This window comes from Agrococcus jenensis (assembly GCF_003752465.1).
GTDB lineage: Bacteria > Actinomycetota > Actinomycetes > Actinomycetales > Microbacteriaceae > Agrococcus > Agrococcus jenensis.
Map to the genome: position 1 here is coordinate 116684 of NZ_RKHJ01000001.1, position 12720 is coordinate 129403.

At 72.8% G+C, this 12720-nt stretch carries 15 protein-coding genes and 1 tRNA gene; 5 read left to right on the plus strand and 11 right to left on the minus strand.

Features of this window, described 5'->3' with window-relative positions; translation table 11 throughout:
- The first annotated feature begins 5 nt into the window (after nucleotides 1-5).
- The 3 genes from EDD26_RS00590 (at nucleotide 6) to EDD26_RS00600 (ending at nucleotide 2565) form a co-directional block, all read left to right on the plus strand.
- Nucleotides 6-1037, plus strand: a complete 1032-nt coding sequence (locus EDD26_RS00590) for an NADP-dependent oxidoreductase (RefSeq protein ID WP_123695942.1) — start codon at nucleotides 6-8, stop codon at nucleotides 1035-1037.
- Nucleotides 1034-1888: an alpha/beta fold hydrolase gene (locus EDD26_RS00595; RefSeq protein WP_123695943.1), complete on the plus strand. Its 855-nt coding sequence runs from the start codon at nucleotides 1034-1036 to the stop codon at nucleotides 1886-1888. Before EDD26_RS00590 ends, EDD26_RS00595 begins: the two co-directional genes overlap by 4 nt.
- Nucleotides 1889-1965: 77 nt before the next feature.
- Nucleotides 1966-2565, plus strand: a complete 600-nt coding sequence (locus EDD26_RS00600) for a TetR/AcrR family transcriptional regulator (RefSeq protein WP_123698359.1) — start codon at nucleotides 1966-1968, stop codon at nucleotides 2563-2565.
- Nucleotides 2566-2586: 21 nt separating this feature from the next.
- Here EDD26_RS00600 and EDD26_RS00605 read toward each other — a convergent pair whose 3' ends face one another.
- From EDD26_RS00605 to EDD26_RS00615, 3 genes are all read right to left on the minus strand, one after another.
- Nucleotides 2587-2823 carry a hypothetical protein gene (locus EDD26_RS00605; protein ID WP_123695944.1) on the minus strand — a complete coding sequence of 79 codons (237 nt, stop codon included), beginning with the start codon at nucleotides 2821-2823 and terminating at the stop codon, nucleotides 2587-2589.
- 71 nt (nucleotides 2824-2894) lie between these two features.
- Nucleotides 2895-3308: a hypothetical protein gene (locus EDD26_RS00610; RefSeq protein ID WP_211333801.1), complete on the minus strand. Its 414-nt coding sequence runs from the start codon at nucleotides 3306-3308 to the stop codon at nucleotides 2895-2897.
- Between the two features lie 144 nt (nucleotides 3309-3452).
- Nucleotides 3453-3524: transfer RNA gene (locus tag EDD26_RS00615), tRNA-Gln, on the minus strand.
- Between the two features lie 212 nt (nucleotides 3525-3736).
- Between EDD26_RS00615 and EDD26_RS00620 the strand changes: the two genes are divergently transcribed.
- Nucleotides 3737-4291 carry a DUF4287 domain-containing protein gene (locus EDD26_RS00620; protein WP_123695945.1) on the plus strand — a complete coding sequence of 185 codons (555 nt, stop codon included), beginning with the start codon at nucleotides 3737-3739 and terminating at the stop codon, nucleotides 4289-4291.
- Nucleotides 4292-4401: 110 nt separating this feature from the next.
- Here EDD26_RS00620 and EDD26_RS00625 read toward each other — a convergent pair whose 3' ends face one another.
- The 3 genes from EDD26_RS00625 to gltX are packed head-to-tail and all read right to left on the minus strand — an operon-like array spanning nucleotide 4402 to nucleotide 7588.
- Nucleotides 4402-5172 (minus strand): ABC transporter permease, encoded by a 771-nt coding sequence (locus EDD26_RS00625; protein WP_245989685.1) that lies wholly within the window; start codon nucleotides 5170-5172, stop codon nucleotides 4402-4404.
- Between the two features lie 14 nt (nucleotides 5173-5186).
- Nucleotides 5187-6098 (minus strand): NAD(P)/FAD-dependent oxidoreductase, encoded by a 912-nt coding sequence (locus EDD26_RS00630; RefSeq protein WP_123695946.1) that lies wholly within the window; start codon nucleotides 6096-6098, stop codon nucleotides 5187-5189.
- Nucleotides 6098-7588 (minus strand): glutamate--tRNA ligase, encoded by a 1491-nt coding sequence (gene gltX, locus EDD26_RS00635; protein WP_245989686.1) that lies wholly within the window; start codon nucleotides 7586-7588, stop codon nucleotides 6098-6100. The genes EDD26_RS00630 and gltX overlap by 1 nt, the downstream gene beginning before the upstream one ends.
- Nucleotides 7589-7624: 36 nt before the next feature.
- On the opposite strand from gltX, the gene EDD26_RS00640 reads away from it, so the two are divergent.
- On the plus strand, nucleotides 7625-8320 hold the full coding sequence (locus EDD26_RS00640) for a permease prefix domain 1-containing protein (RefSeq protein ID WP_123695948.1): 696 nt from the start codon (nucleotides 7625-7627) through the stop codon (nucleotides 8318-8320).
- Here the strand turns inward: EDD26_RS00640 and EDD26_RS00645 are convergent.
- The 5 genes from EDD26_RS00645 to EDD26_RS00665 all read right to left on the minus strand — a co-directional run bounded on the left by EDD26_RS00645 (nucleotide 8289) and on the right by EDD26_RS00665 (nucleotide 12694).
- Nucleotides 8289-8615, minus strand: coding sequence for a helix-turn-helix transcriptional regulator (locus EDD26_RS00645; RefSeq protein ID WP_123695949.1), 327 nt, complete (start codon nucleotides 8613-8615; stop codon nucleotides 8289-8291). The two genes, EDD26_RS00640 and EDD26_RS00645, sit on opposite strands and share 32 nt — an antisense overlap.
- A 267-nt stretch (nucleotides 8616-8882) precedes the next feature.
- Complete coding sequence (locus EDD26_RS00650; protein ID WP_123695950.1) at nucleotides 8883-9611, minus strand: DUF937 domain-containing protein; 729 nt, start codon at nucleotides 9609-9611, stop codon at nucleotides 8883-8885.
- Between the two features lie 157 nt (nucleotides 9612-9768).
- Nucleotides 9769-10551: a fumarylacetoacetate hydrolase family protein gene (locus tag EDD26_RS00655; protein ID WP_123695951.1), complete on the minus strand. Its 783-nt coding sequence runs from the start codon at nucleotides 10549-10551 to the stop codon at nucleotides 9769-9771.
- Nucleotides 10551-11639 carry a branched-chain amino acid aminotransferase gene (locus EDD26_RS00660; RefSeq protein WP_123695952.1) on the minus strand — a complete coding sequence of 363 codons (1089 nt, stop codon included), beginning with the start codon at nucleotides 11637-11639 and terminating at the stop codon, nucleotides 10551-10553. Before EDD26_RS00660 ends, EDD26_RS00655 begins: the two co-directional genes overlap by 1 nt.
- Entirely contained in the window at nucleotides 11636-12694 is a 1059-nt protein-coding gene (locus EDD26_RS00665) for a 3-isopropylmalate dehydrogenase (protein ID WP_123695953.1), read from the minus strand. The genes EDD26_RS00660 and EDD26_RS00665 overlap by 4 nt, the downstream gene beginning before the upstream one ends.
- Between the last annotated feature and the right edge of the window lie 26 nt (nucleotides 12695-12720).

Below are 12720 nucleotides of genomic sequence, written 5' to 3' on the forward strand. Positions count from 1 at the left end.
ACCCCATGGACGCCTTCGCGATCACCGCCTACCGCCAGCCGCTCGAGCGCATCGACATGCCCGAGCCCGTCGTCGGATCGCGCGACGTGCTCGTCGCGGTCAGCGCGGTCGGTCTCAACCAGCTCGACGAGAAGATCCGGGAGGGCGAGTTCGCGCGGATCCTCCCCCACCGATTCCCGCTCGTGCTCGGCAACGACGTGGCAGGCACCGTCGTCGCCGTGGGCGAGGCCGTAGGCGGCTTCGCCGTCGGTGACGCGGTGTACGGCCGGCCGGACCCGATGCGGATGGGCACGCTCGCGGAGCGCATCGCGGTGGACGAGCGCGAGCTCGCCCACGTGCCAGCGTCGATCACGATGGCGGAAGCGGGCTCGCTGCCGCTCGTGGCGCTCACGGCCTGGCAGGCGCTCGTCGAGCGCGGACGGCTCGGCGCCGGGCAGCGAGTGCTCATCCACGCGGGCGCCGGCGGCGTCGGCACGATCGCGATCCAGCTCGCGAAGCACCTCGGCGCGACCGTCGTGACGACCGCGAGCGCACGCGACACCGAGCTGCTGCGCTCGCTCGGCGCCGACGTCGTGATCGACTACCGCACCGAGGACTTCGCCGAGCTGCCGGGCGACTACGACCTCGTGCTCGACAGCCTCGGGGGCGAGAACCTGGAGCGCTCGCTGCGCGTGCTGCGCCCGGGCGGCACGGCGATCGGCATCGCCGGCCCGCCCGACCCCGCCTTCGCGAGGGAGCACGGCCTGCCGCGACTCCTCCGCGTCGCCATCGCCGCTCTCTCCCTCCGCGTCCGGCGGCGAGCCCGACGGCTCGGCGTCCGCTACGAGTTCCTCTTCATGCACGCGAGCGGCGAGCAGCTCGCCCGCATCAGCGAGCTCGTCGACGCGGGCGCGATCCGCCCGGTCGTCGGCCGCGTGCTGCCGTTCGACGCGACGCCGGACGCCCTCGCGTCGCTCACCCGTGGCGGCACCACCGGCAAGATCGTCGTCACCCTCGATGAGGCCCGGCAGCACCGCACCGGACGGAGTGTCGCGTGACCGCCAGCGCACCGTCGCCCTCGTCCTACGCGCTCGCCCCGACGCGCTCGATCCGCGTCGACGGCATCGACGTCGCCTACCGCGAGCTCGGGCCGAAGGGCGACGTGCCCGTCATCCTGCTGACGCACCTCGCCGCGACGCTCGACAACTGGGATCCCCGGATCGTCGACGCGATCGCCCAGCGCCGTCACGTCATCGCCTTCGACCAGCCCGGCGTCGGCGCATCCACCGGTCGCACACCCCGCACGATCGAGGCGGCGGCCGCCGACGCCGCGGACGTCATCCGGGCGCTCGGCTTCGACACCGTCGACGTCGTCGGGTTCTCGATGGGCGGCATGATCGCTCAGGACCTCGTGCTCGCCCATCCCGCGCTCGTCCGCAGGCTCGTGCTGGCCGGCACCGGGCCGCGCGGCGGCGCCGGCATGGCGCGCGTCGTCGCCGTCACCTACCTCGACCTCATGAGGGCGGCGCTCACCCACTCCGACGTGAAGGAGTTCCTCTTCTTCCGGCGCAACCCCGCGGGCCGACGCGCCGCGCGCGCGTTCCTGCAGCGCCTCGAGGAGCGCACCGCCGATCGCGACGCGCCCATCTCGCTGCGCTCCTTCCAGACGCAGCTCTGGGCCATCCGCCGGTTCGGCCGCTCGGCGCCCGCCGACCTGTCGATGCTCACCCTGCCAACGCTGATCGCCAACGGCGACCAGGACCGGATGGTGCCGAGCGTGCTCTCGGAGGACCTGCACCGGCGCATCCGGGGCTCGGAGCTCGTCATCTACCCCGACGCCGGCCACGGCGGCATCTTCCAGCACCACGAGGACTTCGCGCCCCGAGTGGCGGCGTTCCTCGCACCCTGACCGCGCCTCGCGCTCCCCGCACCCGGATCGTGGCTACGCTCGAGGACGGACCGATCATCACGACTCCGGAGGCCACCATCGCCGTCACTCCCCCGCCCGGGCGGCGTGAGCGCAACAAGCAGCAGAAGCTGGAGCGCATCGTCGACGCGGCGAGCGCGCTGTTCGCGGAGCGAGGCGCCGACGAGGTGACGACGCAGCAGATCGCGGAGCGGGCCGACATCGGCAGCGGCACGCTGTTCCTCTACGTGCGGTCGAAGGGCGAGCTGCTCATGCTCGTGCAGAACGCCGCGTACGCGCGCGCGGTCGAGCGCGGGGTCCGTCGGGCGGCAGCGATCGAGGACGAGCTCGACGCCGTGCTCGCGGTCGTGCGCGAGGTCGTCGCGTGCAACCGGACGCAGGTCGAGAACGGCCGGACGTACCTGCGCGAGATGGTCTTCGGCGATCCGGAGGAGCCCAACCGCCGCGAGGCGCTCCGCATCGCCGGCGAGACGGAGTCGGCCATCGCGGCGGTGCTGCGACGCGGGGGGCGCGCCGACGACGCGACCGCGAGCGCCCGCGCGCGCATCGCGTCGGCGGTCATGCTCGTCGCCATGGCAGCACCGCGATCACCGGAGGCCACGGTCGACGACGTCGTGGGCGACATCCGGGCGCAGCTCGCCACACTCCTCGGCGACTGACCGCGCGGTGGCCCGGAGCGATCAGTAGCGACGGATGCCCAGCTCGCGCTCCATCTGCGGCGTGCGGTCGGCGAGCAGCAGGAACGCGATCAGGCCGGCGATCGGGAACGCGAGGATCGCGACCGCCCAGATCACCTTGGTGATGAGCGCGACGTCCATGCTGAGCAGCTTCCCGACCGCCCACACGCAGGTCGCCGCCCAGAGCACCATGAGGCCGAGCGGCACCAGCCACCAGGTGCTGTCGAAGAACGTGCCCATCGTCGTGCTCCCGTCTCGCTCTCGGCATCATGCCACGGCGCGGTCGATGCGCCCGGGAGACCGGAGAGCGGTCAACCGTCCTCGCGCTCCGGGTTGTCGAGCCGGAAGAAGTTCGACTCCGAGCCGTCGGAGCGGGTCTCCTGGTAGATGAAGTTGAGTCGCCGCTCGTCGAAGGTCTCGAACCACTCCTCCCACTCCACGTGGCGCAGCCGGTCCGAGTCGCCGCCGAAGTCGAACCGCAGCACGCCGAGGTGCCCGTCGTGCTCGGTGCCGTCGACGGTCGCCGGTGTCGCGTCCCGGGCCTCTGCCCACTCGCGGATCACGTCGTGGCTCGTGGTCGCGAGGCTGCGGCCGTCGCGCTCCGGCTCGTCGTCGGGCGACGTGACCTCCTGCGAGTACTTGAGGGAGTCCGACGCCTCTGGACCGGTGCGGATGTGTCCGCCATCCGGGCCCGCGCCGCTCGTGGTGTCCGTCTCGTCCGCCATGGTGTCCTCCTCGACCTCTTGGGGGACAGACCACGATGCCGCGACGCGCTCGCCATGTCGAGAGGTGTGTCGAGAGGCGTGTCGAACGGCCTCCAGGAACGACGAAAGCCCCCGCGTCGCGGGGGCTTCTTCGATGCTCTAGTGCTGGGGTACCTGGACTCGAACCAAGAACAAAGGTACCAGAAACCTCCGTGTTGCCAATTACACCATACCCCAATGGTCGCGCACCGGAGCGAGCGAGCCAAGAGTCGAGCATAGCGGCTCCCGCGCCAGCGCGCCAATCGTGGCCGACGCCGAGGGGTGTCCGACGTTCCGGTACCGATCTGCGAATGCGAGCCCGCGCGATCCGCAGATCGGTACCGGAGACGCCGTCGCACCCGTCGATCTCGTGCGACCGCGCACCGCCGCGCGGGACTACCGTCACGCACATGGACGTGGATGCCGCGACGCAGACGATGATCGACAACATGCCGGCGAAGACCGGCAGGAGCCTGGACGAGTGGTTCGCGGTGCTCGACGGCACGAGTCCCTCCCCGACGAAGCACGGCGAGATCATGGCGCTGCTGAAGGGCGAGCACGGCATGAGCCACGGCTTCGCGAACCTCGTCGCGCTGCGCCACCGCGCGCGGGACGCGGGGCCCATGACGGCCGATGACCTCGTCGACGCGCAGTACGCGGGTGGCAAAGCGGCGCTGCGGCCCATCCTCGACAGGCTCGTCGCGGCCGCGACGGCGCTCGGCGACGACGTCGAGGTCGCGCCGAAGAAGACGAGCGTGTCGCTGCGGCGGCGGAAGCAGTTCGCGGTCGTGGAGGCCGCGAGCGCGAAGCGCGTGCGGGTCGGACTGAACCTGGCGGATGCGCCCGCGAGCGGGCGGCTGCAGGTCGCGGGTGGCATGTGCACGCACCGCGTTGACTTGGCGTCGGTCGACGAGGTCGACGACGAGCTGCTGGGATGGCTGCGGGCCGCGTACGCGCTGGCGTGAGGCGGGGCTGGGTCGGCGCCGCCGTGCTCCTCGACGAGCGTGTGGGCGCGGCGACTGGCGCCGCCGTGCTACTCGACGAGCGTGTGGGCGCGGCGGCTGGCGCCGCCGTGCTACTCGACGAGCGTGCGGGGCGGGGCCTGCGCGGGGGTGCGGTGCGCCGTGAAGGCGAGGATCGAGCCGGTCACGACGCCGGCCGCGACGATGCCGGCCAGCACGATGAGCTGGAACCTGCCGGCCTCGATGGGCGAGAGTCCGGCGAACACCGCCCCGACGAACGCGCCGGGCAGCACGACGATGCCCGTCGTCCGCGTCGTGTCGATGATGGGCAGCAGCGCGGTGCGCACCGCCTCGCGCGCGAGCGGCGCGATCGAGCGCCGCGGTGTCGCGCCGAGCGCGAGCCAGCCCTCCACCTCGGACCAGTGATCGCGGATCGAGGCATGCAGCACCCGCTGCACGAGGATGCCCATCGTCATCGCATTGCCGATGACGATGCCGCCGACCGCGAGCAGGTACTGCGGCGTGAGCTCGATCGCGGCCGTGCCGAAGACCACGAGCATCACGACGAGCGGGCCAGCGGTGATCGCCGTGGCGAGCAGCAGGACCTCGGCAGCCCTCCCGCCGCTGCGGCGCGCTGCTGTGACGATCGCCGCGACGAGCATCCCCACGAGCCCGAGCGCGACCCAGCGCACGTCTTGGATGATCCCGGTCAGGACGATGCTGAGCAGGGCGAGCTGCACGATGGCGCGCAGGATCGCGACGACGGCCTCACGCGGCGCCTCGACGCGGAACATGCGCTGCCCGACGTAGGCGATGGCAGCGAGGAGCACCAGGGCGACCCCCGTGCGCAGCCAGGATGCGAGGTCGAGCGCGCCGAGGTCCACCGCCGTCGCCCGCGTCAGCGTTCGCGGGCGATGAGGTCGCGGTTGATGACCGAGGCGGCGATCGTGCCCGCGCCCGCGGCGACCGCGAGCTGCCGGTAGCCGGGCGTGATGTCGCCGGCGGCGTAGATGCCCTCGACGGAGGCGCGCTGCGACCGGTCGACGACCACGAGCCCGTCGTCGTCGCGCTCGAGGCCGAGCGACTCGGCGAACTCGAGCTGCGGGTGCCACCACGGGCGCACGAAGCCGCCGGTGCGGATGCTGCGCTCGCCGTCGTCGAGGACGATCGCCTGCATGCCGCTCCGATCGCCCTCGATCGCGGCGATCGGCGTGCGGACGAGGGTCACCCCGTGCTCGGCGAGCCGGGTCGCGCCGGCGTCGTCGACCGCATCCGAGCCGTTCGTGAAGACGGCGAGGTCGTGGGTGTGGCGGCGGATGACCATGGCGCGCTCGACGAGGTCAGGCGTCTCGCCGATGAGGGCGAGCGCCTGGCCGCGCTTGTCGTAGCCGTCGCAGTCCATGCAGGAGTGCAGGCTCGTGCCGTACCAGGGGCGCACGTGCTTCGAGGCGGGCAGCGTCTCGGAGAGCCCGGTGGCGATGAGCACCGCCGGGGCGCGCGTCTCGCTCTCGGCGCGGGAGCCGGGCTGCTCGGCCTGCACGGCGAAGCCGTCGTCGACGGCGACGATCTGCCGCACGAGGGTGCGCTCGTGCGTCACCGTCGGGTAGCGCAGCACCTCCTCGCGGCCGAGCGAGCGCATCTCGAGCGGCGAGATGCCGTCGCGCGTGATGAAGCCGTGCGACTGCAGCGTCGCGGCGTGCCGCGGGCGGTTCGAATCGACGAGCGCCACCGTGCGCTGCTGGCGCGCGAGGTTGAGCGATGCAGCGAGGCCAGCGGGTCCGGCGCCGATGACGACGACGTCGACGTCCATCAGACGCTCGCGGCCAGCCGCTCGATGCGCGCGAGCACGGCCTCGCGGCCGAGCAGCTCCATCGACTCGAACAGCGGCGGCGAGATCCGGCGGCCCGTCACGGCCACGCGCAGCGGCGTGAACGCGAAGCGCGGCTTGATGCCGAGGCCCTCGACGAGCACCTCGCGCAGCACCTGCTCGATGCTCGCGGTGTCGAAGGTCTCCAGCTCGTCGAGCGCGCGCCGCGACGCCTCGAGCGCGGCGTGCGCGTCGTCGCTGAGGCCGGCCACCGCATCCGCGTCGTGGTGGATGTCCTCGGTGTCGAGGAAGAGGAAGCCCAGCATGTCCTCGGCCTGGCCGAGCAGCTGCATGCGCTCCTGCACGAGCGGGGCCGCCTTGGCGAGGAGCGCCCGCTCCTCGTCGCTCGGCGGGCCGCCGAAGACCCGGCCGAGGTAGGGCTCGAGGCGCGCGGCGAACTCGTCGGCCGGCAGCCGGCGCACGTGGTCGCCGTTGATCGACTCCGCCTTCTTCGGGTCGAAGCGCGACGGGTTCGGGTTGACGTTCGCCACGTCGAAGGCCGCGATGAGCTCGTCGCGCGAGAAGACGTCGCGGTCGGGCGCGATCGACCAGCCGAGCAGCGACAGGTAGTTGAGGAGGCCCTCGGGGATGAAGCCGGCCTCGCGCAGCAGGAACAGGTTCGACTGCGGGTCGCGCTTCGAGAGCTTGCGGTTGCCGTCACCCATCACGTAGGGCAGGTGACCGAAGCGCGGGATCGCCGTCGCGACGCCGACGTCGGCGAGCGCGCGGTAGAGCGCGATCTGGCGCGGCGTCGACGACAGCAGGTCCTCGCCGCGCAGCACGTGCGTGACGCCCATGAGCGCATCGTCGACCGGGTTCACGAACGTGTAGAGCGGGGCGCCGTTCGGGCGCACGACCACGAAGTCGGAGAACGAGCCTGCCGGGAACGTGATCTCGCCGCGCACGAGGTCGTCGAACGAGAGGTCCTCGTCGGGCACGCGCAGGCGCAGGCTCGGCTGCCGGCCCTCGGCGCGGAGCGCCTCGCGCTGCGCCTCGGTCAGGTCGCGCTCGAAGTTGTCGTAGCCCTGGCGGGGGTCGCGGCCCTGCTCGCGGTTGCGCGCCTCGATCTCCTCGGCGGTCGCGAACGACTCGTAGAGGTGGCCGGCCTCGCGCAGCCGCTCGATGAGCTCGGCGTAGATCTCGCCGCGCTGCGACTGGCGGTACGGCTCGTGGGGGCCACCGGTCTCGACACCCTCGTCCCAGTCGATGCCGAGCCAGCGCATCGCCTCGAGCAGCTGGTCGTACGACTCCTGGCTGTCGCGCGCCGTGTCGGTGTCCTCGATGCGGAAGACGAGCTTGCCGCCGTGGTGCCGCGCGTACGCCCAGTTGAACAGCGCCGTGCGGATCAGGCCGACGTGCGGCGTGCCCGTGGGCGAGGGGCAGAAGCGGACGACGACGTCGCCGCCCGTGGCGGTCGAGAAGGGGACGCTCATGATGGTCCCCATCCTAGGCGTGGGAGGATCGACGCGATGCCCGCCGCCGATCCCATCGCCGACCTGGTCGGATCGCTCGAGCGCGCCGTCGTCGCCTCCGGGCGCCGCCGTCGCGACGTCGTGCGCGAGATCGAGGGCGATCTGCGGGAGGCCGTCGCGGCACGGACAGCGGCCGGCGTGCCGGAGCGCTCCGCCGCATGCGCCGTCGTGGCGGAGTTCGGCGATCCGGCGCCGATCGCCGCCGAGCTCTCACGAGAGCTGCTCGCCGACGTGGGCCGCCGCTACTCCCCCGCGTCCGCGGGCATCGTCGCCGTGCTCGTGGTCGCGTGGGTCGTGGGCATGACCGCGATCGCCGCGCTGCCGGGCTTCCGGGTGCCGCTCGACGTGGCGTGGATGCTGCCCGTCTCGCGCGCGCTCGACGTCGTGGCGCCGCTCGTCGCGATCGCCGCGACCGTGGGCGCGGTCGCGATCCGCCGCGCCGGCTCGATGCCCGCGCTCGTCGCCGTCGCCGCCCTGCAGCTCGTGCTGGCGGTCGTGCTCGTCGGCGGCGCGATCGCGCTCGCCGTCGCGCTGCCGGTGCCGCCCGCGGGTGCCGCGATCGCCGCAGCCCTCGTCGTCCTCACGGTCGTGCTCGGCACTGCCGTCGGTGCGGGCGCCGGCGTGCTGCTCGTGCGCTTCGCTGCCGTGCGGCTCGGGGCAACTACGCCTGCGCCTGCCCGAGCACGCGCGTGATGACCGTCGAGGTCGCCGCCCAGTCGTCGCGCTCGGTCGCGAGCGCGGCGGTGCCCGCGGTCGTCAGCCGGTAGACGCGCTTCGAGCGCCCCTCGGACGCCCACTCCCCCTCGATGAGGCCGCGGCGCTCAAGCCGCTTGAGCGCGGGGTAGACGGTGCCGCTCGGGAAGTCGAGCGCGCCATCCGAGCGGTGCCGGATGCGCTCGATCGCGCCGTAGCCGTGCACCGGTCCCTCGGCGAGCACGCTGAGCAGCATCGCGTCGACGTGGCCGCGGAGCGCATCGGGAGAAGCCATGCGGTCACTCTACGGGAGCCAGCCTGCATATGCAGGCAGGCTCCACCCGGCATGGTCCAGCGTAACGTCGATGCATGACGTCGCCATCTCGTCGTTAGATCCTCGATCGGTCGCGTCGATTGGTCGCTCCTGGCTGCCCGGCGACCCGCGCGGCAGCCACTCGCGACCAATCGGAGGTCAGCGCCGCCGCGAGTGGCCAATCGAGGTCCGCGCGGGGCCGGAAGGGGCCAATCGAGGTGCGCGCAGGGCCGGGAGTGACCGATCGGGTCAGCGGCGACCGCCGCCGAGCAGGCCGCCGAGGATGTCGCCGAGCGGGCCGAGCGGGCCGCCGCCCTGCTGGCCGCCCTGCTGGCCGCCTTGCTGCGTCGCCGAGCCACCGCCGAGGATCCCGCCCAGCAGGTCGTCGAGCCCGAAGCCGTCCTGCTGCTGCGCCTGGCCCTGCGGCTGACCGGAGGCCGGACCCTGCGGCTGGCCCTGCGGCACCCGCACGGGCTGCTCGGCGCCCGCGGAGCCCTTGCCGAACGGCGAGTCGAAGTTGCCGAACGGCGAGTCGAAGTTGCCGCCCTGCTGCTCGGCGGGCGAGGGCTGCTGCGGTGCCCGCCTGTCTCGGCCGAAGAAGCGGTTCGCGATCCAGGCGAGCACCATCGGCGCGACGATCGGCAGCACCTTCTGGATGATGCCGCCGAGCGCGGAGCCGCCGCCCGCCGCCCTGGCGATCTGGTCGGCGTTGTCGCCGAAGACGTTCCGCACGATCTTCTCGCCGTCGGCGGTGTCGACGCTGCCCGCGAGCCGCGCATCGAGGTGCCCGGCGTGCGCGCCCAGTGCACCGGCGAGCGATCGCGCGCCCGCGGGGTCGTGGGCGTTCGCCTGCATCCCGCCGACGAGCGCGGGCACGATCGCCTCGATCGCCTGCCGCGCCTCGTCCTCGCCGACACCGGCCTGCTGCGCGATCTGCTGGATCGGCATGCGGCCGAGCAGCTGCTGGATCTCCGACATGGCTCCTCCTCGAGTCCTGGGCGACCGACGTCGCCCTTGGGCCCGATGCTAGGCACCGACCCTGAGACCCGGACCGGGCGCGCGACGTCGAGCTTCCCCGAATGCCGAGTTCTCGGGCCGGAAACCCGGAGTTCGGGGAAGCTCGGCGATCAGGGGGCTAGGCGGGGGTGGCGACCGACTGCGCGACGACGGGGTTGCGCAGCGTGCCGACGCCCGGCACCTCGACCTCGACCGTCTGGCCCGCGGCGAGCGGGCCGACGCCCTCGGGCGTCCCCATCAGCACGACGTCGCCCGGCAGCAGGGTCATGGCCGCGGTGATCCACTCGAGCACCGTCGGCGCGTCGAAGATCCAGTCGCTCGAGACGCCGTCCTGCCGCACCTCTCCGTCGACCCGGGTGATGAGGCGCAGGTCGTTCCAGTCAGGCTCCGTCTCGATCGCCGGGCCGAGCGGGCAGAACGTGTCGAAGCCCTTCGCACGCGCCCACTGCTGCTCGCGCCGCTGCAGGTCCCGAGCCGTGACGTCGTTCGCCACGGTGACGCCGAAGACCGCGTGCAGCGCGTTCGCCTTCGTCAGCCGGCGCGCGACGCGGCCGATGACGATCGCGATCTCGCCCTCGAAGTGCACGTCCTGCGACTCCGGCGGCATCACGATGGCGTCGCCGGGGCCGATCACCGACGTGTTCGGCTTGAGGAACACGAGCGGCTCCGTGGGCACCTCGTTGCCCAGCTCCGCGGCGTGCTTCGCGTAGTTGCGGCCGACCGCGACGACCTTCGAGCGCGGGATGACGGGGGCGAGCAGCCGTGCCTCGCCGAGCGGGATCCGCTCCCCCGTCGTGTCGAAGCCGGCGACGATCGGGTCGCCCGTGAGCACGACCAGGGCGTCCTCGTCGACGACGCCGTAGCCGATCCGCTCGCCGTGGGCGAAGCGTGCGACGCGCATCAGCGGGCGCCCGTCAGCTGGACCATCCAGCCGTGCGGGTCCTCCGCGCGGCCGTACTGGATGTCGGTGAGCGCCTTGCGGAGCGCGAGCGCGACCGGGCCCGCGGGCGCGTCCGGGTCACCGATCGTCTCGTCGGGGCTGCGGAGCGCCGCGATCGGCGTGAGCACCGCGGCCGTGCCGCACGCGAACGCCTCGGTGATCGTGCCGTCCGCGACCCCGTCGCGCCACTCGGCGAGCGTGACGGGACGGCGCTCGACCGCGTGCCCCTCATCCGCCGCGAGCTGCAGCAGCGAGTTGCGCGTGACGCCGTCGAGGATCGTGTCGGAGTCGGGCGTGATGAGCGTGCCGTCGGCCTTCACGAGCACGACGTTCATGCCGCCGAGCTCCTCGAGGTCGGTGCCCTCCTCGTTGAGGAAGAGCACCTGCGCGCAGCCGTTGGCGACCGCGAGCTGCGTCGGCAGGAGGCTCGCGGCGTAGTTGCCGCCGCACTTGGCAGCGCCCGTGCCGCCCTTGCCGGCGCGGTTGTACTCGCGCGAGAGCCAGATCGAGACGGGCTTCACACCGCCTGCGAAGTACGGGCCCGCGGGGCTCGCGATGACCATGAACCGCACGGTCTGCGCCGCTCGGACGCCGAGGAAGACCTCGTTGGCGATCATGAACGGCCGGAGGTAGAGCGAGTCCTCGCCGCCGTCGGGCACCCACGCCTCGTCGACCTCGACGAGCCGGCGGATGGCCTCGAGGAAGAGCTCCTCTGGCAGCTGCGGCAGCGCGAGCCGGGCGGCCGAGCGCTGCAAGCGCTTCGCGTTCTGGTCGGGGCGGAACGTCCAGACCGAGCCGTCGTCGCGGCGGTAGGCCTTCATCCCCTCGAAGATCTCCTGGCCGTAGTGCAGCACGGCCGAGGCGGGGTCCATCTGCAGCGGGCCGTAGGGCTCGATGCGGGCGTCGTGCCAGCCGCCGTCGGCGGTCCAGTCGATCGACACCATGTGGTCGGTGAAGTGCTTGCCGAAGCCCGGCTCGGCGAGCACGCCGGCGCGGACGTCGTCGGCGACCGGCTCCGCGTTCCGCGTGAGGGTGAACTCGAGTGTCATGCCTGCTCCTTCGAGGTGCGGATGCGGTCGACGATGGCGTCGCCGACCTCATGGGTTGCGCGGCTCGCGCCGCCGCGGGCGTCGACGTCGGCGTCGACCGCGTCGCGGATGCGCCGGCCGGCGTCAGGATGGCCGGAGTGCTCGAGCAGCAGCGCCGCCGAGAGGATCGCGGCCGTCGGGTCGGCGATCGCGCGGCCTGCGATGTCGGGCGCGGAGCCGTGCACGGGCTCGAACATGCTCGGGAACTCGCCCGAGGGGTTGAGGTTGCCGGATGCGGCCATGCCGATGCCGCCGCCGACGGCACCGGCGAGGTCGGTGAGGATGTCGCCGAACAGGTTGTCGGTGACGATCACGTCGAAGCGGCTCGGCCGGTCGACGAGGAAGATCGTCGCCGCGTCGACGTGCAGGTAGTCGACCGCGACGTCCGGGTGCTCGGCCGCGACGGCGTCGACGATGCGCTGCCAGAGGCCACCGGCGTGCACGAGCACGTTCTTCTTGTGCACGAGCGTGAGCCTGCGGTCGCGCTGCTCGGCGAGCTCGAACGCGAAGCGCACCACGCGCTCCACGCCGAAGGCGGTGTTGACGCTCGTCTCGTTCGCGATCTCGTGCGGCGTGCCGGTGCGCAGCGATCCGCCGTTGCCGACGTAGGGGCCCTCGGTGCCCTCGCGCACGACCACGAAGTCGATGTCGCCCGGGTCGCGCAGCGGGCTCGCGAGCTTCGGGTGCAGGCGGGTGGGCCGCAGGTTGACGTGGTGGTCGAAGGCGAAGCGCAGCCGCAGCAGCAGGCCGCGCTCGATGATGCCGCCGGCGAGGCGAGCGTCCGCGGGGTCGCCGCCGACCGCGCCGAGCAGGATCGCGTCGTGGTGCCGGAGCTGCTCGAGCGTCGCGTCGTCGAGGATCTCGCCGGTCTCGAGGTAGTGCGCCGCGCCGAGCGCGTACTCCGTCTCGACGAGCTCGACCCCGTCGAGGGCGGCGCGCATGGCCCGCCTGGCCTCGAGGGTGACCTCGGGGCCGATGCCGTCTCCTGCGATGACCGCGAGGCGCAGCTGCTGCACTCTTCCTCCCTGGGGCGCACCGTGTG

Coding starts and splice junctions, on each gene's coding strand:
- EDD26_RS00590 (WP_123695942.1), top strand. CDS start 6: ATGGACGCCTTCGCGATCACCGCCTACCGCCAGCCGCTCGAGCGCATC.
- EDD26_RS00605 (WP_123695944.1), bottom strand. CDS start 2,823: ATGGGCACGTTCTTCGACAGCACCTGGTGGCTGGTGCCGCTCGGCCTC.
- EDD26_RS00610 (WP_211333801.1), bottom strand. CDS start 3,308: ATGGCGGACGAGACGGACACCACGAGCGGCGCGGGCCCGGATGGCGGA.
- EDD26_RS00620 (WP_123695945.1), top strand. CDS start 3,737: ATGGACGTGGATGCCGCGACGCAGACGATGATCGACAACATGCCGGCG.
- EDD26_RS00630 (WP_123695946.1), bottom strand. CDS start 6,098: ATGGACGTCGACGTCGTCGTCATCGGCGCCGGACCCGCTGGCCTCGCT.
- gltX (WP_245989686.1), bottom strand. CDS start 7,588: ATGAGCGTCCCCTTCTCGACCGCCACGGGCGGCGACGTCGTCGTCCGC.
- EDD26_RS00640 (WP_123695948.1), top strand. CDS start 7,625: ATGCCCGCCGCCGATCCCATCGCCGACCTGGTCGGATCGCTCGAGCGC.
- EDD26_RS00645 (WP_123695949.1), bottom strand. CDS start 8,615: ATGGCTTCTCCCGATGCGCTCCGCGGCCACGTCGACGCGATGCTGCTC.
- EDD26_RS00650 (WP_123695950.1), bottom strand. CDS start 9,611: ATGTCGGAGATCCAGCAGCTGCTCGGCCGCATGCCGATCCAGCAGATC.
- EDD26_RS00655 (WP_123695951.1), bottom strand. CDS start 10,551: ATGCGCGTCGCACGCTTCGCCCACGGCGAGCGGATCGGCTACGGCGTC.
- EDD26_RS00660 (WP_123695952.1), bottom strand. CDS start 11,639: ATGACACTCGAGTTCACCCTCACGCGGAACGCGGAGCCGGTCGCCGAC.